The sequence below is a fragment of the Streptomyces sp. NPDC028289 genome (assembly GCF_055565975.1).
This window is the reverse complement of sequence record NZ_JBVHTI010000001.1, coordinates 549,372-568,142: the sequence shown is the minus strand read 5'-3', so window position 1 is coordinate 568,142 and position 18,771 is coordinate 549,372. Positions and strand designations below refer to the sequence as shown.

Here is an 18,771-nt window from a genome sequence, read left to right as displayed (position 1 = left end):
GACCCCACGCCCCTTCGTCGGCCGAGCCGCGCAGCGGGTCAGTGCTTGCGGTGTGCCTTCGTCGGCTTGTACGACGCGACGTAGCCGCCCGCCGGGGTGCCGACGCCGGTGACGTCGTCGTAGCCCTTGACCGCGGACAGGGAGCTGTCCTTGCCGAGGCTGCGGACCGAGGTCAGCAGGCCGTTGGTGGCGTCGTAGCCGTTGGCGAAGTCGACGCGGGCGACCGCGAGGCCCTTGCCGGTCGGGTTGTCGGTGACGTCGTGGTAGGCCTTGGTGCCGTACTTGGAGTAGATCAGCGGGTTGGCGAAGCCGATCGCCTGACCGCCGCGCGCCTCCTGGGCGAGGGCCTGGACCGCCGCGATCACCGGCGCGGCCAGCGAGGTGCCGCCGATGCGGTACTCGCTGTACGCCTCGGTGCCGTCCGCCTGGGTCTGGGTCTGGCCGACCTTGAAGCCCGTGTTGGGGTCGGCGATCGCCGAGATGTCCGGGACGACCCGGTTGCCGCCGGCGCTGTTGGCCGTGGCCAGGGCCTTCGGAACGACGTTCTTCTGGTAGTACGGCTCACCGACCGTCTTGCTGGTGCCGCCGCCCGCGCCCGAGGTGAACGCGCCGGGGAAGTTGGTCCAGCTCTTGCCGTCGGTGGACAGCGAGGCCTTCTCGGTGCCCCAGCCGGTCTCCCACAGGTACGTGTCGCCCTTGCCGACGGCGAGGGAGGTACCGCCGACCGCCGTCACCCAGGCGGAGTTGGCCGGGGTGTCGACCTGCTTCGTACCGGTGTTGGCGACCTCGTCGCCGTTGTCACCGGAGGAGAAGTAGAAGCCGATGCCCTGGACCGCGCCCAGCTGGAAGACCTGGTCGTAGGCGGCCGCGACGTCCGGGGTCTCGTTCGCCTCGATGTCGCCCCAGGAGTTGGAGACGATGTCGGCCAGGTGGTTGTCGACCACCTTGCTGAGGGCGTCGAGGAGGTCGTTGTCCATGCAGGACGCGGCGCCCACGTAGGTGACGTCGGCGTCCGGCGCGACCGCGTGCACGGCCTCGACGTCGAGGGTCTCCTCGCCGTACCAGCCGGAGGCGTCGCACTCGTCGGCGCCGGTGTTCGTGTAGTTCGCCGGCAGCACCTGGTGCAGCTGGCTCGTCTTCCATGCGGCGTCGCCGTGCGCCTTGGCGTAGGTGCCGGCGTCGAAGGCGATGGTCGGCGAGGCGAACGCGTCGGTGATCGCGACGCGCACGTGCTTGCCGGTGTAGCTGCCGGCGCCGTAGGCGGCCCGCAGCTGCTTGCCGGTGTAGCCCTGGACGGCGTACGGGATCTTCGTGCCGTACGCGTCCGGCAGCGTGCTCGCGGTGTTCGAGCCGTAGTACGACGAGAACGGCCCGGAGTTCTTGAACACGGTGGCCGGGGGCGGCAGCGTGTCGTCGTGGGTGGCCTTGTGCGGCGCGTTGTCCAGGCCGGTGACGGTCAGGACGGCGTCGCTGACGGAGGCCGGCACGGACGCGGTCTGCGCCGGGGCGCGGTAGGTCTTGGAGCCCTTGGCGTAGTTGTGCAGCTGGGTGCCGAACGCCTTCTCGGCGGCGGACACGTCGCCGGAGACGGCGATGTAGTGCTGGGTGACCTCGGTGACCTTCAGGCCGGACGCGGTCAGCCAGGACTTGACGGCCTTCACCTGGGCCTTGGTGGCGCCGTAGCGGGCCTGGACCTGCTTGGCGCTGAGGTACTTGCCGTAGAGCGGCGAGCTGGGGTCGGACACGGCCTTCGCGTAGGCCGCGAGGCCCTTGGCGTCCTGGCCGGCCAGGTAGACCCGGGCCTTGACCTGCGCGCTGTTCGAGGTGGCGCCCTTGTCCGCCTTGGCCGTGGCCCAGGTGGGCTTGGTGCCCTTCAGGCTGTCACGGGCCGGGCTGTCCGCGGCGTGCGCCGCGGGTATGCCGAGTGCGAGCGCGCCGGCGATCATCGGCAGTGTCGCTGCCATGCTCACGCTGGCCCGCACCTTGGCACGGTTGGATCTCATACTGCCCCCTGCTATGCGGTTCGACGCATGGAGTGGTCGGTCGTCCGTGGTCACCAGGAGGCCTGCGGCGGAACGGCCCGTGAATGGATCACACGGTGGACGTCACTCTTTCGGTGAACTGTTCATGCCAGGGGAATGAGAAACCCAAGGAAGTCCCAAGTGGGCGTTGATTAGGGGCTTTTGGTCCACTTTCGGCGGCGCGCAGAACATTACAGATCGGTTGCGATTGTTGTTGAATGCTTGCGGTGCCGTTAAGTCGACAAATCCCCCGACTTGTAAGGCGTGTTGGAGACCGCTCAGGCGCGCGGCTTCGCGCCCCGCTCCGTCAGCATCTGCTTCATCGCCGTCAGCTCCGACTGCTGCGCGTCGACCATGCCCTGGGCGAGGCTCTTCTCCACCGCGACGGTGCACCTGGCCACACACCCCTCGGCCATGTGGATGCCGCCCTTGTGATGGTCCGTCATCAGCTGGAGGTAGAAGACCTCCGCCTGTTTGCCGTTCAGGGTCCCCAGCTTCTTCAGCTCGGTGTCGGTCGCCATGCCCGGCATCAGCGAACCGTCCCCGCGCTCGGGCATGTCACCCATGCCCATCCAGGACATCGGCGGCTTCGCCGACACCTTCGGCAGGTCCCACAGGTCCAGCCAGCCCAGCAGCATGCCGCGCTGGTTGGCCTGCGTCTGCGCGATGTCGTAGGCGAGCCGCCGTACTTCCGTGTTCTTCGTGCGGTCGCGGATGATGTACGACATCTCCACGGCCTGCTGGTGGTGGACCGCCATGTCCCGCGCGAACCCCGCGTCCGCCCCGTCCGCGCTCGGGACCTTCAGGCCGCCGCCACCGCCGTCGCCGTCCTCGGCGACCGCGTAGGTGATCGCGCCGGCCGCGACGAGCACCGCCGCGGCGGTCCCGGCGATCCAGCCGATGTGCTTCCTCACGTCACATCGTCCCGCCCGTGCAGGAGGCCCCCGGCTCCGGGGTCTGCTTGCCCTGCACGTACGTCTCGAAGAACGTGCCGACCTTCGGGTCGTCCGCGCTCGTCACGCTCAGCTGGTGCCCCCACGCCGACAGCTCGATCGGCGAGGTCTGGTCCGCGTACGGGCTCATCAGCGAGTACGGCGTCTGCTTCACCTTCGCCGCCAGCTTGTCCACGTCGGACTTGCTCGCCTTGTCGGTGTACGTCACCCAGACCGCGCCGTGTTCGAGGGCGTGCACGGCGTTCTCGTCCTTCACGGCCTTGGTGTAGACGTTGCCGTTGCAGTTGAGCCACACCGGGTTGTGGTTGCCGCCGACCGGCGGGTGCATCGGGTACTTCACGGTCCCCGTGACGTGGGTGCGGGAGAGCTTGCCCGTCCAGGTCCGCACGCCGTCGCTGCCGGTGACGAAGTGCCCGGAGTCCCCGGAGTCGCCCTTCGCGTCGCTCGCGCTGTCGCTCTTGCCCGACTGCGAGTTGACGAGCACCACACCGCCGACGACGAGACCGGCCACGACCACCGTGCTCGCGGCGATGGTCAGGATCCGGTTACGGCGCTCGCGGGCACGCTCCGCCCGCCGCATCTCCTCTATGCGCGCCTTGCGCTCGGCGTTGCTGCTCTTCTTCGCGGAACCCATGGGATGTGTCCTTCTGGGGGAAAGAGACGTGGACGGTGGGGCTCGCTGATCGTAATGGGGGAGATGGGGTCGGCCGTAGGCAGGGCACAGGAAAGTCCTGTAAAGACCCGGGATCCGACAGGAAACCGATAATTTGAATGACGGATGCGTATTACCTACCCTGACCGGTATGCGGCTGCTGCGCTCCACCGACCTGGCCCTACGCCTGCTGATGCGGCTCGCCGTCGCGGGCGACGCCAGCCCCACGACCCGCGAGGTCGCCGGTGACATGGACGTGCCGTACACGCACGCCGCGAAGGTGGTCGCCGAACTGCAGCACATGGGCCTCGTCGACGCCCGGCGCGGCCGGGGCGGCGGGCTGACGCTGACCGGGAAGGGCCGCAGCGCTTCGGTGGGGGCGCTGGTGCGCACCTTCGAGGGCGAGGGCGACGTGGTGGACTGCGAGGGGGCCACACCATGCCCCCTCAACTCCGGCTGCCGGCTGCGGGGGGCCCTGCGCCGGGCCCAGGAGGCGTTCTTCGCGGCGCTGGACCCGGTGACGGTGGCGGACATGGTGGCGGAGCCGACGGGGCCGTTGCTGCTCGGTATCTCCAAGGGGCCGAGGGCGGTTTAGAGGTCCGCAACCAAGCGCGGGCCATGGCTTGCCCTGCGTAAGCCCCACCCTGTTCAAACATTCAACAAAGGGATCTCCGCTACCGACAAAGGGCTCTACCCGCATAGATGATCCCGGTGCTGTCATGCTCACGACCGCCCGGAACTCCTGCCGGGCACCCCACCGGGAGATCCCCCATGCCCCGAATATCCCGCTCCCTGGTCACCGCCCTCTCCTCCCTCGCCCTGGCCGCCGCCGGCCTCACGGTCGCCGCCGGCACCGCGCACGCGCAGAGCTGCAGCCAGGACTACCTCCCCCTCCCCGACCCCAGCTGCCAGCCCGGTGACTTCAACCCGGACGTCACCCAGTCCACCATCGACTCCACCATCTGCGTCTCCGGGTGGACCGCGACCGTCCGGCCGTCCAGTTCCTACACCACCGCGCTGAAGAAAAAGCAGATCGTCGAGTACGGCTACACGGACACCAGCACCTCGGACTACGAGGAGGACCACTTCGTCCCCCTCGAGCTCGGCGGTGCCCCCAAGAGCGAGCTCAACCTCTGGCCCGAGCCGGAGTACGGCACCAAGACCGCCGCCAACAAGGACACCGTCGAGAACAAGCTCAAGAAGGCCGTCTGCGCCGGCACGGTCACCCTCGCCGACGCCCAGGACGCGATCGTCACGGACTGGACGACCGCGCTGTCGGACCTCGGCCTGAGCTGATCCCGTCCGCCCGGCGCAAGGGCCGGCCACCTCCTCCGGGGGTGGCCGGCCCTTCTCGGCTCCTGCCCCGCGGATCAGGCCGCGGCCGCCGCCAGCCACAGGTCCGGACCGAAGACCTCGTAGTGGATGTCGGCCGGGGCCACGCCCTTGGCGAGGAGCTGGGTGCGGACGGCGCGCATGAAGGGGAGGGGGCCGCACAGGTACGCGCGCGTGCCGGGCGCGACGTCGACGTCGGTGAGGTCCACCAGGCCGGTGCGGGTGCCCGGCTCGGCGTCGCGCTCGTAGAAGACGTGCACGGCGGCGTCCGGGAGCTTGGCCGCGTACGCCGTGTGGTCGGTCCGCAGGGCGTGGTCGGCGGGGGAGCGGTCGCCGTGCACGACGGTGACCGGGGCGCGGTGGCCGTCGGCCGAGAGCGCGGCGAGCATCGCCACCATCGGGGTGACGCCGATGCCGGCGGAGGCGAGGAGGAGGGGCCGGTCGGCGGCATCGCCCAGGACGAGGTCGCCGTACGGCTCCGACAGCTCCAGGACGTCCCCTTCGCGCACGCGCGCGTGCAGGTGGTTGGAGACCTCGCCCTCGGGTGCCGTACCGCGGGGGTCGCCGGGCACGCGCTTGACGCTGAACTGGCGGACCGAGTCGTCCGGGGCGCCGGAGAGGCTGTACTGGCGTATCTGGCGGGCGCCGTCGGGGAGGGTGACGCCCACGGAGACGTACTGCCCGGCCCGGAAGCCGCGCACCGGCCCACCGTCGGCGGGCCGCACCCGGAAGGTCACGACGTCGGCCGTCTCCGCCACCCGTCCGACGACCTCCCAGGGCCGGAAGCCGGTGGCCCCGCTCTCCTCGTGCAGCCGCTTCTCGATGGCGATCAGTGCGTTGGCCATCAGCCAGTAGACCTCGTCCCAGGCCGCCGCCACCTCGAGGGTGACGGCCTCGCCCAGCACCTCGACGATGGCGGCGAACAGGTGCTCGTGGACGACCGCGTACTGCTCGGGGGTGACCCCGAGGGAGGCGTGCTTGTGGGCGATACGGCCCAGCATCGCGTCGGGGCGCTGGTCCGGACGGTCCAGCAGATGGGTGGCGAACGCGGCGATGGAACCGGCGAGGGCCTGCCGCTGGGTGCCGGCGGCCTGGTTGCCGCGGTTGAAGAGGTCGCGCAGCAGCTCGGGGTGGGCGGCGAAGAGCCGGGCGTAGAAACGCTCGGTGATCTCGCCGATGGCCGCGCCGACGGCGGGGAGGGTGGCGCGGACGGTGGCGGCTGACGGCTCGGACAGCATCGGGGCTCCTTGTGGCTCGCCGAACGGTTCGACACCTCGACGCTATTAAAACTTGCATCTCAGATTCAAATTTAGGAGCCGTGTCGTCGGTCACTCCGGATCCGGATCGGGCATTACGGATGCCGGTGCGAGCAGGCAAGATGGGCGGCAGGGCAGGACACCTGCCGTACGAGAGCCGTTCAGGCCGAGGTCGCTCGGGCGATCAAGGTGCGCAACGCGCGTGAAATGCTGTTGTGGTGTGATGCTCAGGTGCCCGACCGCCTCCTGCGGGACAGGAAGACAGGCGGCCTGACCAGCAAGGATGGGGAAGCGGAAGATGGACAAGCAGCAGGAGTTCGTGCTCCGGACCTTGGAGGAGCGCGACATCCGGTTCGTACGCCTGTGGTTCACGGACGTGCTGGGCTTCCTCAAGTCCGTCGCCGTGGCCCCGGCCGAGCTTGAACAGGCCTTCGACGAGGGCATCGGCTTCGACGGCTCCGCCATCGAGGGCTTCGCCCGCGTCTACGAGTCCGACATGATCGCCAAGCCGGACCCGTCCACCTTCCAGGTCCTCCCGTGGCGCGCCGAGGCCCCCGGCACCGCCCGCATGTTCTGCGACATCCTCATGCCGGACGGCTCCCCGTCCTTCGCGGACCCCCGGTACGTCCTCAAGCGCGCCCTGGCCCGCACCTCCGACCTCGGCTTCACCTTCTACACCCACCCCGAGATCGAGTTCTTCCTCCTGAAGGACCGTCCGATGGACGGCTCCCGCCCCACCCCGGCCGACAACTCGGGCTACTTCGACCACACGCCCACCAACGTCGGCATGGACTTCCGCCGCCAGGCGATCACCATGCTGGAGTCGATGGGCATCTCGGTCGAGTTCTCCCACCACGAGGGCGCCCCCGGCCAGCAGGAGATCGACCTGCGCTACGCCGACGCGCTCTCCACGGCCGACAACATCATGACGTTCCGGCTGGTCATGAAGCAGGTGGCGCTGGAGCAGGGGGTGCAGGCGACCTTCATGCCGAAGCCGTTCTCCGAGCACCCCGGCTCCGGCATGCACACCCACCTGTCCCTCTTCGAGGGCGACCGCAACGCGTTCTACGAGTCGGGCGCGGAGTTCCAGCTCTCCAAGGTCGGCCGCTCGTTCATCGCGGGCCTGCTGAAGCACGCCGCCGAGATCTCCGCGGTCACCAACCAGTGGGTGAACTCCTACAAGCGCATCTGGGGCGGCTCCGAGCGCACGGCCGGCGCGGGCGGCGAGGCCCCGTCCTACATCTGCTGGGGCCACAACAACCGCAGCGCCCTCGTCCGCGTCCCGATGTACAAGCCGGGCAAGACCGGCTCGGCGCGCGTCGAGGTCCGCTCCCTCGACTCCGGCGCCAACCCGTACCTGGCCTACGCCGTCCTGCTGGCCGCCGGCCTCAAGGGCATCGAGGAGGGCTACGAGCTCCCGCCGGGCGCCGAGGACGACGTCTGGGCCCTCTCCAACGCCGAGCGCCGCGCCATGGGCATCGAACCGCTCCCGCAGAACCTCGGCGAGGCCCTCACCCTGATGGAGAACAGCGACCTGGTCGCCGACACCCTCGGCGAACACGTCTTCGACTTCTTCCTGCGCAACAAGCGCCAGGAGTGGGAGGAGTACCGCAGCGAGGTCACCGCGTTCGAGCTGCGGAAGAACCTGCCGGTGCTGTAGGGGCAGGCAGCCAAGGTAGTCGCGGTCGGGGTCCTCCCGCTGGTCAGGACGCCGTGCGGTCGCGCTGGAGGACGACCAAGGCCATGTCGTCGTCCAGCCGGCCGCCCGTGTACGCGCGGACGTCGGCGGCGAGCTGCTCGACGAGCGGGGCGGGCGCCTGGTCCGCCCAGGCGGTGGCACGTTCGGCGAGCGGATAGAAGTCGCCGTCCGCGTTCCGGGCCTCGGTGACGCCGTCCGTGTACAGGACCAGCCTGTGGCCGTACTCGAACGGGAAGGTCGCCGGCGTGTAGCAGCCGCCCGCGCTCTCCGCGCAGTCCACGTCGGCGGGCCAGACGCCGAGGCCGAGCGGGGGCGACGGCTCGGGGACCGTCAGCGCCAGCGCCGACCTGGTGTGGCCGCGCAGCAGGAGCGGTGGCGGGTGGCCGCAGCTGATCAGGTGCACCACGGGCTCGTCGTCCGGGATGTCCATGACGGCGGCGGTCACGAAGCGCTCGGCCGCGTCCTCGTCCGGCTCCGAGAACTCGGAGAGTCCCCAGCGGACGGCGTCCTCGATGTAGGCGACCAGTTCCGGCAGCGGGATCCGGCGGTGTGCGGCGGCGCGGAAGGCGCCCAGCACGATCGCCGTGTCGCTGATCGAGGAGAACCCCTTGCCCCGGACGTCCCCGATGAGCAGCCGTGTGCAGCCGGGGATCCGGGCGGCGGCGTACAGGTCGCCGCCGACGGCCGTGTCCGCTTCGGCGCTGCGGTAGTGCGAGGCGAGCGTGACGGGACCGGCCTGCTTCGGCAACGGCCGCAGGACGACCCGCTGTGCCGCGTCGGACACCGAGCGCACCCGGACGAGTTCCCGCTCCCGACGGCCCCGCAGCCGGGTGAAGAGAACGAGGAACACGCATACGGCGAGGAGGGCGGCGAGTTCGACGAGAACGCTCTCGGTGGTCAGGGTCCGTCGTTCCAGGCCGGCGCTGACCAGTGCGAGGACCGCCAGCGCCCCGATCAGCGCCGTGGCGCGCGGCCCGCTGCCGACCGCGGTGACCGCCACGGCGACGACGAGGAGATGGGCGAGGTGGATGTCCGGCGGCAGGAACCAGTCGGCCACCGGGATCGCGACGATCAGCAGGAGCGGTCCCGTGAGCCGCAGCGGCCCCGGCGCGTAACGGCGCCAGGCCCGCAGGGTCTCGACCGCGGATGTCGTGGTGGTGGCAGCGCTCACGTCGTGCTCCGGTGCTCGTCTGCTGCTCTTCCTGCAACCACCAACCCATGGTCGTATGTCCCCCATTCCCGTTATTCCGGACTGGGGTCAGCCCACGAACGCGGGCGACACCGCCGAGACGCTGATCCGCCGCGCCTTCCCCGTGCCGTCCGCCGGGATCTGGTACAGGTCCGCCCCGTAGTCGCCCGGCAGGGCGTAGACGAGGGTGTGCCGGTCCTTCCACACGGCCTGGTCGTCGACGCTGCGGGTCTCGGCGAGCGGGGTTTCGCGCATCGTCCGGAGGTCGAGGACGTACAGGTGCCAGGGTGCGTCCTTCGGCAGGCCCTTCACCCGCTTCTTGTACGCGATGCGGGTGCCGTCGGGGGAGAGGGACGGGCATTCCACGTTCGGGTGGAGGGTGGTGACCGTGCGGGTCCGCAGGTCGCCCCGGACCAGGTAGGTCGAACCCTTCGTCGCCAGGGTCGCGTAGAAGGTGTTGTCGTCGGAGGCGAACGTCACGCCCCAGAAGTTGACGTCCGCGGACCGGTAGGGACGGCCGTCCCTGACGATGTGGAACTCCTCCAGGGAGGGGATCAGGGCGCCGGTGCGGGTGTCGGCGATCGCCGTGCGGGTCGAGAAGTTCGTGCCCGCGTAGGAGTCGCCGCCCACGAAAGCCGTCCAGGCCGCGTAGTGGCCGGTGGGGGAGACGCGGGCGCGGGACGGGATGCCCGGGACGTCGTAGTGGGCCCGTTCCTTCAGGTGGGCGTCCAGGATCAGGGCCCGGTACGTGTCCGAGACCGGGCCGTGGACCGCCTGGAGGCAGACGCCGGTGCCCGCGGCGGCGTAGAAGCGGAGGCATTTCACGCCGGAGGCGGTGCGCGGGCCGGAGGGGGCGGCGGCGGGGACCGTGGTCAGCTCGTCGCGGTGCGGGCCCCAGGCCATGTTGCGGAAGACCATGCGGCCGGGGGCCGTGAGGGTCACCGTGCCCGGGGTGACCTTCGGGCCGCCCGCCTGGGTGTGGTCGCGGCGTTCCGCCCGGGCGGAGGCGTGCAGGACGGAGGCCAGGGCCACGGCCGCCAGCACCGCGAGTGCCGACAGGAGGATCAGGAGGCGGGAGCGCAGGGTCATGCGGCGGCCTTCCGGAAGGGGCGCAGGGTGAGGGCGTACGCCGCGCACACCGCCAGGGCCACCGCCGACACGCTCAGCGCCGTACGGTCGCCCCACAGCGTCCACGCCGCCCCGAACCCCAGCGAGCAGGCGAACCGCGCCCCCGCCTGGCCGGTCTGCACGAGCGCCAGGCCCGACGAGCGCAGCGCCTCGGGGACGCTGTCGGAGGCGGCCGCCATCAGGACGCCGTCGGTCGCCGCGTAGAACGTGCCGTGCAGGGCCAGCACCGCGTAGGGCAGCGCCGTGCCGTGCCAGGACGTGAGCAGCAGGGCGTAGGTCAGGAGCAGGGCGCCGTGGCCGGCCAGGAAGACGCGCCAGCGGCCCCGGCGGTCGGCCAGGCGGCCCAGCGGGACGGCCAGCAGGAGGAACGCGGCGGCGGTGCCGAGGGGGAGGAGGGCGAACCAGCGGTCCGGTACGCCGAGCCGGCGTTGCAGCAGCAGGTAGACGAAGGAGTCGCTCACCGTCGCGAGGCCCAGGAGGAGGGCGCAGACGGTGATGCGGCGCAGGTCGCGGTGGGACAGGAGGCCGAGTGCCGCGCGCAGGGTGGGGCGTGCGGCGGATGCGGCCGCCCCGGTACGGCCGCCGCCCGGCACGAACAGGACCAGGACCAGCACGCCCAGCACCGCCACGCAGAAGCTCACCGTGAAGACCGCGTCGTAGCCGTCCACGGTCGCCCGGAGGATGAGGAACGCGGCCAGGGGGCCGAGCAGGGCGCCCGCCGTGTCCATGGCGCGGTGCACGCCGAAGGCGCGGCCCCGGGTCTCCGGGGTGCTGGAGAGCGAGATCAGGGCGTCCCGGGGAGCCGTGCGCAGGCCCTTGCCGGTGCGGTCGGCCGCCAGGATCAGGCCGATGGGGGTGAGGGTGTGGGCGATCAGCAGCAGGGGTTTGCAGAGGGCGGAGAGGGCGTAGCCCGCGCCCGCCACCCACTTGTGGCGGCCGCCGCCGCGGTCGGCCAGGTGGCCGCCGACCAGGCGTACGACCGCCGAGAAGCCGTTGTAGACGCCGTCGAGGAGGCCGAAGCCCAGCGGGGACAGGCCGAGGCCCGCCACCAGGTACAGCGGGAGGACCGCCGTGACCATCTCCGAGGACACGTCGGTGACCAGGCTGACCGTGCCGAGGGCGAGGACGGTGGGCGCGATCGTGGTGCGGTACCGCCCGGCCCGCGAGGGCCGGGCGGTACCTTCCACGGACGCCGTCGTCGGAGTGCTCGCGCGGCTGTCCGCTACGTACACGTCAGGACGCCCAGATCCCGGTGATGTCGGACGAGGACGCCGCGTTGCCCGCGTGCGCGCTCAGGCCCTGGCTGTCCTCCAGGGTGCGCAGCAGGTCGTAGTGGTCGTAGGTGGTGGACGAGGTCGAGCCCGCGGTGACCGGCTGGCCGTACAGGACCGTCGGGATGCGGTTGCCGGCCAGGCGGTTGTCCTCGTCCATGGTGACGACGAGGAGGCTGTTGTGGGTCTTCGCCCAGGTGGCGTACGCGCCCAGGTTGTTCTTCAGCCAGGTGTCACCGGTGGACACCGAGCAGTCGTGCATGTCGCTGCACAGGTTGGGGGTCACGAAGGACAGCTGGGGGAGGGTGGAGTAGTCGGTCGGGAACTGGGCGAACGTCTTTGCGGTCGAGGTCGGCACGTTGCTGAAGCCGAACCACGGGTTGTGCTTGCGCGCGTAGTTGCCGCTGCTGCACGTGGTCGAGCCCTGGCTGGGCAGGGTCTCGTTGTAGCTGGCCCAGGTGCGGCCGGCCGCGAGCTGCTCGGAGGCCAGGTTCGCCGCCGAGGAGAAGCCCGCGGTGTAGCAGCTGTCGTCGGTGATGCCCTGGGTGGAGCCGGAGAACAGGGCGAAGTAGTTGGGCTGGCTCGGGTGGGTCTCCGCGTACATCTGGGTCAGGTTGGCGCCGCCGGTCGCCAGCGAGTTGATGTACGGGGCGCTGGAGGAGCCGATGACCTGGCTGTAGGCGTGGTTCTCGAAGACCACGACGATCACGTGGTCCGGGGTCGGTACGGCACTCGCGGCGTGCGCGGACGTGCCGCCGAGCCCGGTCCACAGGCCGATGGCGGCCGCGGTGAAGGCGGTGGCGGACGCCACCGCCGTACGGGTGCGGCGCAGCATCCCGGAACGTGCGGAACTGCCGGACACATCAACCTCCGGTGCTGGGGAAAGGAGGGGGTGGGGGTGGCGGTGCGGACTGAGCATGCACACGCCAATAATCCCTCGCCCCACCGGACCCGGCCAGGGGGATGAAGAGCGGGTGAACTACTGGACCCGGTGCACTACTCCCACTTCGTCTGGCTGAACGGCTCGCCCTTGCCGAAACCGAGGACCTTGCGCGGCCGCACGGCGAAGACCAGGGCCCGCCCCGGGCCGTGGTGGAAGCAGCCGTCGGCGACCTCGTAGTGCCAGAACCGGCCGTACTTCGCCTCCCAGGCCGCCGCCAGCTCCCGCAGCCGGTCGTCGTCCGTGACCCGCACCGCCTCGCCCTCGACCGTCACGTCGTACCCGTCGGTCCAGCCGTTGGTGCCGGTCGTCAGGACGACGTGCGGGTTCCCGGCGAGGTTCGCCGCCTTGCGTTCGCCCGGGCCGGTGCCGAAGTGCAGGGCGCCGTCGTGCCACACCGCGAGCAGCGGGGTGACATGCGGGCGCCCGTCCGGGCGTACCGTCGAGATCCAGAACAGCTCGGACTCCGTCAGGACCTTCTCCGCCTCCGACCAGTCGTGGGCCGAGGTGCCCTCGCTGCTGTAGCGGGCGTCCAGTACGCCCTGGGGTTCACGCATGACGCCTCCCGTGGTCGTCTGCCCGTACAGACCACGATCCCGCGCGAAACTCATCGGCGCCCGTGACAGCCTCTGCGGTTAGGCTCGTCTGGCCAGCATGATCGTGATCCCAAGGGGAGGCCGCACATGACGCCGGGGCGCAGGAGCAGTACCTTCACGCGGCTGCTGCGGCACGGCTTCACCGATGCCTCGGCCGCCGAGCGGCTGCTGGACAGCGCCGAACTGGCCGCCGTACGCGACGACCCGGTGCTCCTCGAAGCCCTGGGCGCCACCGCCGACCCCGACCTCGCCCTGCACGGCCTGGTACGGCTCCTGGAGGCCCAGCCGGGCCCCACCGCCCGCCGCGAGCTGCTCGACACCCTGATAGCGGCCAAGCCGCTTCGGGACCGCCTGCTGGGCGTCCTCGGCGCCTCCGCCGCCCTCGCCGACCACCTCGCCCGGCACCCGCGCGACTGGGAGGCCCTGGTCACCTACGAGCCCCGCGACCTGCACCCGGGCGTCGCGGAGTTCGAACGCGGGCTCGCCGAGGCCGCCGACCCGGTCGCCCTGCGCGTCGCCTACCGCCGCTGCCTGCTGTCCATCGCCGCCCGGGACGTGTGCGGCACGACGGACGTCGCCCAGACCGCCGCCGAACTCGCCGACCTCGCCACCGCCACCCTGCGCGCCGCCCTCACCCTCGCCGAGGCCGCCGCGCCCGGGGACGCCGCCGCCTGCCGGCTCGCGGTGATCGCCATGGGCAAGTGCGGCGGCCACGAGCTGAACTACGTCTCCGACGTCGACGTCATCTTCGTCGGCGAGGCCGCGGAGGGGGCCGACGAGGCCAAGGCGCTGCGGTCCGCCACCAAGCTCGCCTCGCACATGATGCGGATCTGCTCCGAGACCACCGTGGAGGGGTCGATCTGGCCCGTCGACGCCAACCTCCGCCCCGAGGGCCGCAACGGCCCCCTCGTGCGCACCCTCAGCAGCCACCTCGCCTACTACCAGCGCTGGGCCAAGACCTGGGAGTTCCAGGCCCTGCTCAAGGCCCGCCCGGTCGCCGGCGACCCCGGCCTCGGGCAGGAGTACGTCGCCGCGCTCGCACCCATGGTCTGGAAGGCCGCCGAGCGCGACAACTTCGTCGCCGACGTGCAGAAGATGCGCCGGCGCGTGGTGGAGAACATCCCGGCCGCCGAGATCGACCGCGAGCTGAAGCTCGGCCCGGGAGGCCTCAGGGACGTCGAATTCGCGGTCCAGCTCCTCCAGTTGGTGCACGGCCGCACCGACGCCACGCTGCGCTCCGGCACCACCCTCGACGCCCTCCAGGCCCTCGCCGCCGGCGGCTACGTGGGCCGCGCCGACGCCGTCCAGCTCGACGACGCCTACCGCTTCCTGCGCTCCATGGAGCACCGCATCCAGCTGTACCGGCTGCGCCGCACCCACCTGGTCCCCGAGGACGAGGCCGACCTGCGTCGCCTCGGCCGCTCGCTCGGCCTGCGCACCGACCCGGTGACCGAGCTGATCCGCGAGTGGAAGCAGCACACCGGCGTCGTACGGCGCCTGCACGAGAAGCTCTTCTACCGCCCGCTGCTCGACGCCGTCGCCCAACTCGCCCCCGGCGAGGCCCGGTTGAGTGCGGAAGCCGCCCGGGAACGTCTTGAGGCCCTCGGCTACGCCGACCCCGCCGCCGCGCTGCGCCACCTGGAGGCCCTCGCCTCCGGCGTCACCCGCAAGGCCGCCATCCAGCGCACCCTGCTGCCGGTCCTGCTGGGCTGGTTCGCCGACTCCGCGGACCCGGACGCGGGCCTGCTGAACTTCCGCAAGGTCTCCGACGCCCTCGGCAAGACCCCCTGGTACCTGCGGCTGCTCAGGGACGAGGGCGCCGCCGCCGAGAACCTCGCACGCGTGCTGTCCGCCGGCCGTCTCGCCCCCGACCTGCTGATGCGCGCCCCGGAAGCGGTGGCCCTGCTGGGCGACGGCGACGGGGGCGGCCTGGAGCCGCGCGGCCGGGCCCAGCTGGAGCAGGAGATCCTCGCCGCCGTCGGCCGTGCCGACAACGCCGAGGACGGGGTACGGGCGGCGCGCGGCGTGCGCCGCCGTGAGCTGTTCCGGACGGCCGCCGCCGACATCGTGGACTCCTACGGCACCGAGACCAAGCCCGTCGAGCCCGACCAGGGCGCCCTGGTCGACCGGGTCGGCGGCGCGGTCTCCGACCTGACGGCGGCCACGCTGGCGGGGACCCTGCGCGCGGTGGTCCGGGACGGCTGGGGGGACACCCTGCCGACCCGGTTCGTCGTGATCGGCATGGGCCGGTTCGGGGGCCACGAGCTGGGCTACGGCTCCGACGCCGACGTCGTCTTCGTGCACGAGCCGCGGGAGGGCGTGGCCGAACGGGAGGCCGCCGACGCGGCGGGCAAGGTCGTCGCCGAGATGCGCCGGCTGCTCCAGATCCCCAGCGCCGACCCGCCGTTGCTCATCGACGCGGACCTGCGCCCCGAGGGCAGGTCCGGGCCGCTGGTGCGGACGCTGAACTCCTACGAGGCGTACTACCGACGCTGGTCGCTGGTGTGGGAGTCGCAGGCCCTGCTGCGCGCCGAACCGGTCGCCGGGGACGAGGAGCTGGGGCGCCGGTTCATCGAGCTGGTCGACCCGCTGCGGTACCCGGCGGAGGGGCTCGGTGAGGACGCGGTGCGCGAGATCCGGCGGCTGAAGGCCCGGATGGAGTCCGAGCGGCTGCCGCGCGGCGCCGACCCGAAGCTGCACACCAAGCTCGGGCCGGGCGGGCTCTCCGACGTGGAGTGGACCGTGCAGCTGCTCCAGCTGCGGCACGGGTGGGCCGAGCCCGGGCTGCGCACCACCCGGACCCGGGAGGCGCTGGCCGCGGCACAGGCGGCCGGGCTGCTGGGGACCGAGGAGGCCGCGATACTCGACGAGGCCTGGGTGCTGGCGACGCGGGTGCGCAACGCCGTGATGCTGGTGCGGGGGCGGGCCGGCGACACGTTCCCCACCGAGAGCCGGGAACTGGCCGCCGTGGGGCGGTACCTGGGGTACGGGGACGGGCACGCCGGGGACATGCTCGACGCGTACCGGCGTACCACGCGCAGGGCCCGGGCCGTCGTGGAGGAGCTCTTCTACGGGGCCTGACCGGGCTTGGCGGCCGTTCCGCGGGGGGCGGGAAGCCGGACGGTGACGAGGAGACCCCCTGCGGGGCGGGGCACGAGGCCGAGGGTGCCGTCGTGCGCCCGGACGACGCTGTGCACGATGGCCAGCCCGAGGCCGACGCCGGCGTGCTCGTCGGTGCGGACGCGTTCGGTGCCGCGCTGGAAGGGTTCGGTGAGGGTCGGCAGCAGTTCCGGCGGGAGCGGACGGCCCGTGTTCTCGACCTGCAGCACGCTCGTGTCGTGCTGCCGTTCGGTGTGGACCGTCACGGTGCCGCCGGCGGCGAGGTTGTGGACGACGGCGTTCTGGACGAGGTTCGTCACCATCCGCAGGATCAGCGCCGGGGAGCCCACGGCGTGTGCCGGCTCCCCGGTGACGTCGAGCGTGATCCGGCGCTTCTCGGCGAGGGGAAGCAGCGTCTCGGCGGCTTCCTCGGCGACGAGGGAGAGGTCGACGGGCTCGCGGGTGAAGCTCCTGCCGTCGGCCCGGCTGAGCAGCAGAAGGGCCTCGGTGAGGTCGATCGCCCGCGTGTTGACGGTGCGCAGGCGTTCGATGAGTTCGCCCCGGTCCCGCGTGGGGTCGTTGCGGGCGGCTTCGAGGAGCGTGCGGGAGACGGCCAGCGGGGTGCGCAGTTCGTGGGAGGCGTTCGCGGCGAACCGCTGCTGTTCGGCGACGTGGGACTCCAGCCGCTCGAGCATGGTGTCGAACACGTCGGCGAGTTCCCGGAACTCGTCCCTGGGGCCCGTCATACGGATCCGGTGGGAGAGCGATCCGCTCGAGGCCAGCCGCGCCGCGGACGCGATCCGGGCGAGGGGCGAGAGCATCCGGCCGGCGAGGATCCAGCCGCCCAGCAGGCCGAAGAGGAGGAGAAAGGCCAGTGCCGTGGCCGCGGCGGGGGCGAAGCCGTTCAGGAGGTCGGTGCGCCTGGGCCCGGTGATGATCACGGCGCCGAACCTCTTCTGGATGGACGTGGCGTCTTCGTTCGGCAGCCAGCGCAGCACGAACACCCACATCACGGCCAGCAGGAGAACCCCGGCGACGAGCAGGAATCCGGCGTAGCTGAGGGTGAGCTTCAGTCGGGCGCTGTGGTTCGGGCGTCTGTTCACGGTGCCCCCAGCGTAGGCAGGACGAGACACGGGCGGCAGGTGACTCATCCCGTCGGCGTCAGCGCGCGGCTCGGCCGGTCCGACGGCGCCGGTGCCGGCGTGCGCCACCAGGGGTGCGACGCCAGCCCGGCCAGCAGGGCGCCGGCGGTGTTGACCAGGACGTCGTCCACGGAGGACACCCGGTCCAGGCGCAGGACGTACTGCGCGGTCTCCACCAGGGCCGAGCAGCCCGCCCCGAGCGCCAGGATCCGCGGCACGGACGCCAGCGCCGCGAACCGCACCGGGGCGAAGAACCCCAGCGACGCGAAGACCAGCAGGTTGCCGGCGATCCCGAGCGTCCCCATCGTGACCAGGTCCCGGAACGGCACGAGACTCACCCGGGCGGGCGCGGTGCCGGCCCCCTCGCCCGGCATCATGGTCAGCCACACGAACGGCACCGTCCCGTGCACCATGCCCACCTCGGCCAGCGACGTCCGCCACGCCCACGGGACACCGGCGGCCCGCCGGCGGTGCGCCAGCGCCCACGCCACCAGCGCGGCGAGCGGCAGCGTGACCAGCGTCATGAGCACCACGCCGTTGAACGTGTCGAAGCAGCCGTGCCACTGCCCGGCCATGCACCTCGGGGCGGACATCATGAGCGGTCGCCGCAGGACGAACAGGGCGCCCGCCGTGAAGAGGAGCGCCAGGCCGGGGAGCACGATCCGGCGCGCGCGGCGGAAAGGTGCTGACGGGGTTGCGTTGTGGTTCACGCCCTTCATGGGACCCGGCGGGCCGTTGCCGCGGCGTATGCGTTTTTCGATACGCCCGCGATACACGGAACCTGCTAGAGCATCCGCTGGAGCAGGAGGTCAGCGCGGAAGCAGGGTCCGGGCGTGGTTCATGAGGCCCGTCAGGCCCACCTCGAAGGCGCGGTCCGCCCTGCCGTCCCCCACCGCCGCCAGGGCCCGTGCCAGGTGCGGGGTCGGTGTCCGGTCCGTCAGCTCCCACATCGTCTCCGGGGCCGCCAGGTCCAGCGCCGAGCCGAGCACCAGGTTCTCCAGGGCGATCAGCAGGGGCATCACGTCCGCCGGGGCGAAGCCCGCGTCCAGCAGTACCGTGACCGCCCGCTCGTACTGCTCCAGGACCCGGGGCGCCCGCACCGGCGAGGTCATCAGGAGCGGGATCGTCCGCGGGTGGGCGGCGAACGCGGCCCGGTAGGAGCGGGCCCAGGACTGCACGGCGGTGTCCCAGGGGGACAGGTCCAGGGTCGCCGGGTCGATCGCGGCCGCGACCCGTTCGCGCAGCAGCTCGACGATGCCGTCCCGGCCGTCCACATGGTGATACAGCGAACCGGCCTGGGTGCCGAGCCGCTTCGCGATCTGCGGGACGCTGAAGTCGCCCTGCTCGTCCACGAGTTGCAGCGCGGTCGTGGTGATCCGCTCCCGGTCGAGGAGCGGGGTGCGCGGCCGTCCCATGTGCGTGTTCTCCCCCAGGGGTGTGAAACGGGTCTTCCCGGATGTCCAGGAGGAGGCTACATTGCCAAAACCGAAAGG

Annotated in this window: 16 protein-coding genes; 4 read left to right on the top strand and 12 right to left on the bottom strand. The window is 71.7% G+C overall.

Annotated elements, in window-relative coordinates:
* Positions 1-38 precede the first annotated feature (38 nt).
* The 3 genes from ACZ4UV_RS02565 to ACZ4UV_RS02555 form a co-directional block, all read right to left on the bottom strand.
* Entirely contained in the window at positions 39-2,003 is a 1,965-nt protein-coding gene (locus ACZ4UV_RS02565) for a S53 family peptidase (RefSeq protein ID WP_467835472.1), read from the bottom strand.
* Between the two features lie 296 nt (positions 2,004-2,299).
* On the bottom strand, positions 2,300-2,935 hold the full coding sequence (locus ACZ4UV_RS02560; protein WP_467835469.1) for a DUF305 domain-containing protein: 636 nt from the start codon (positions 2,933-2,935) through the stop codon (positions 2,300-2,302).
* A 1-nt stretch (position 2,936) separates the two neighbouring features.
* Positions 2,937-3,608 (bottom strand): DUF3105 domain-containing protein, encoded by a 672-nt coding sequence (locus ACZ4UV_RS02555; RefSeq protein ID WP_451018390.1) that lies wholly within the window; start codon positions 3,606-3,608, stop codon positions 2,937-2,939.
* A gap of 169 nt (positions 3,609-3,777) precedes the next feature.
* Between ACZ4UV_RS02555 and ACZ4UV_RS02550 the strand changes: the two genes are divergently transcribed.
* A complete protein-coding gene (locus ACZ4UV_RS02550; protein WP_351491550.1) occupies positions 3,778-4,221 on the top strand; it encodes an Rrf2 family transcriptional regulator in 444 nt (147 codons plus the stop codon).
* 176 nt (positions 4,222-4,397) lie between these two features.
* Positions 4,398-4,922: a hypothetical protein gene (locus tag ACZ4UV_RS02545; protein WP_217560213.1), complete on the top strand. Its 525-nt coding sequence runs from the start codon at positions 4,398-4,400 to the stop codon at positions 4,920-4,922.
* A 74-nt stretch (positions 4,923-4,996) separates the two neighbouring features.
* Here ACZ4UV_RS02545 and ACZ4UV_RS02540 read toward each other — a convergent pair whose 3' ends face one another.
* On the bottom strand, positions 4,997-6,196 hold the full coding sequence (locus ACZ4UV_RS02540) for a globin domain-containing protein (protein WP_467835465.1): 1,200 nt from the start codon (positions 6,194-6,196) through the stop codon (positions 4,997-4,999).
* 316 nt (positions 6,197-6,512) lie between these two features.
* Here ACZ4UV_RS02540 and ACZ4UV_RS02535 point away from each other — a divergent pair, with 316 nt between their 5' ends.
* Positions 6,513-7,874: a glutamine synthetase family protein gene (locus ACZ4UV_RS02535; protein ID WP_390037835.1), complete on the top strand. Its 1,362-nt coding sequence runs from the start codon at positions 6,513-6,515 to the stop codon at positions 7,872-7,874.
* Between the two features lie 43 nt (positions 7,875-7,917).
* Here the strand turns inward: ACZ4UV_RS02535 and ACZ4UV_RS02530 are convergent, their stop codons facing one another.
* From ACZ4UV_RS02530 to ACZ4UV_RS02510, 5 genes are all read right to left on the bottom strand, one after another.
* A complete protein-coding gene (locus ACZ4UV_RS02530) occupies positions 7,918-9,084 on the bottom strand; it encodes a PP2C family protein-serine/threonine phosphatase (RefSeq protein WP_467835461.1) in 1,167 nt (388 codons plus the stop codon).
* 87 nt (positions 9,085-9,171) lie between these two features.
* Positions 9,172-10,191, bottom strand: coding sequence for a TolB family protein (locus ACZ4UV_RS02525; protein WP_467835458.1), 1,020 nt, complete (start codon positions 10,189-10,191; stop codon positions 9,172-9,174).
* The gene (locus tag ACZ4UV_RS02520) at positions 10,188-11,462 is read right to left on the bottom strand and encodes an MFS transporter (protein WP_451018386.1); all 1,275 of its coding nucleotides are present in this window, start codon (positions 11,460-11,462) and stop codon (positions 10,188-10,190) included. Before ACZ4UV_RS02520 ends, ACZ4UV_RS02525 begins: the two co-directional genes overlap by 4 nt.
* A gap of 1 nt (position 11,463) precedes the next feature.
* On the bottom strand, positions 11,464-12,336 hold the full coding sequence (locus tag ACZ4UV_RS02515) for an alkaline phosphatase family protein (protein ID WP_351491604.1): 873 nt from the start codon (positions 12,334-12,336) through the stop codon (positions 11,464-11,466).
* 161 nt (positions 12,337-12,497) lie between these two features.
* Positions 12,498-12,998, bottom strand: a complete 501-nt coding sequence (locus ACZ4UV_RS02510; RefSeq protein ID WP_451018385.1) for a pyridoxamine 5'-phosphate oxidase family protein — start codon at positions 12,996-12,998, stop codon at positions 12,498-12,500.
* A 126-nt stretch (positions 12,999-13,124) separates the two neighbouring features.
* Between ACZ4UV_RS02510 and ACZ4UV_RS02505 the strand changes: the two genes are divergently transcribed.
* Entirely contained in the window at positions 13,125-16,118 is a 2,994-nt protein-coding gene (locus ACZ4UV_RS02505; RefSeq protein WP_467835455.1) for a bifunctional [glutamine synthetase] adenylyltransferase/[glutamine synthetase]-adenylyl-L-tyrosine phosphorylase, read from the top strand.
* On the opposite strand, the gene ACZ4UV_RS02500 is transcribed toward ACZ4UV_RS02505, so the two are convergent.
* From ACZ4UV_RS02500 to ACZ4UV_RS02490, 3 genes are all read right to left on the bottom strand, one after another.
* Positions 16,106-17,239, bottom strand: a complete 1,134-nt coding sequence (locus ACZ4UV_RS02500; RefSeq protein WP_467835453.1) for a sensor histidine kinase — start codon at positions 17,237-17,239, stop codon at positions 16,106-16,108. The two genes, ACZ4UV_RS02505 and ACZ4UV_RS02500, sit on opposite strands and share 13 nt — an antisense overlap.
* Positions 17,240-17,283: 44 nt before the next feature.
* Positions 17,284-17,997: a VanZ family protein gene (locus tag ACZ4UV_RS02495; RefSeq protein ID WP_451018382.1), complete on the bottom strand. Its 714-nt coding sequence runs from the start codon at positions 17,995-17,997 to the stop codon at positions 17,284-17,286.
* 90 nt (positions 17,998-18,087) lie between these two features.
* Positions 18,088-18,693, bottom strand: a complete 606-nt coding sequence (locus ACZ4UV_RS02490; RefSeq protein ID WP_451018381.1) for a TetR/AcrR family transcriptional regulator — start codon at positions 18,691-18,693, stop codon at positions 18,088-18,090.
* Between the last annotated feature and the right edge of the window lie 78 nt (positions 18,694-18,771).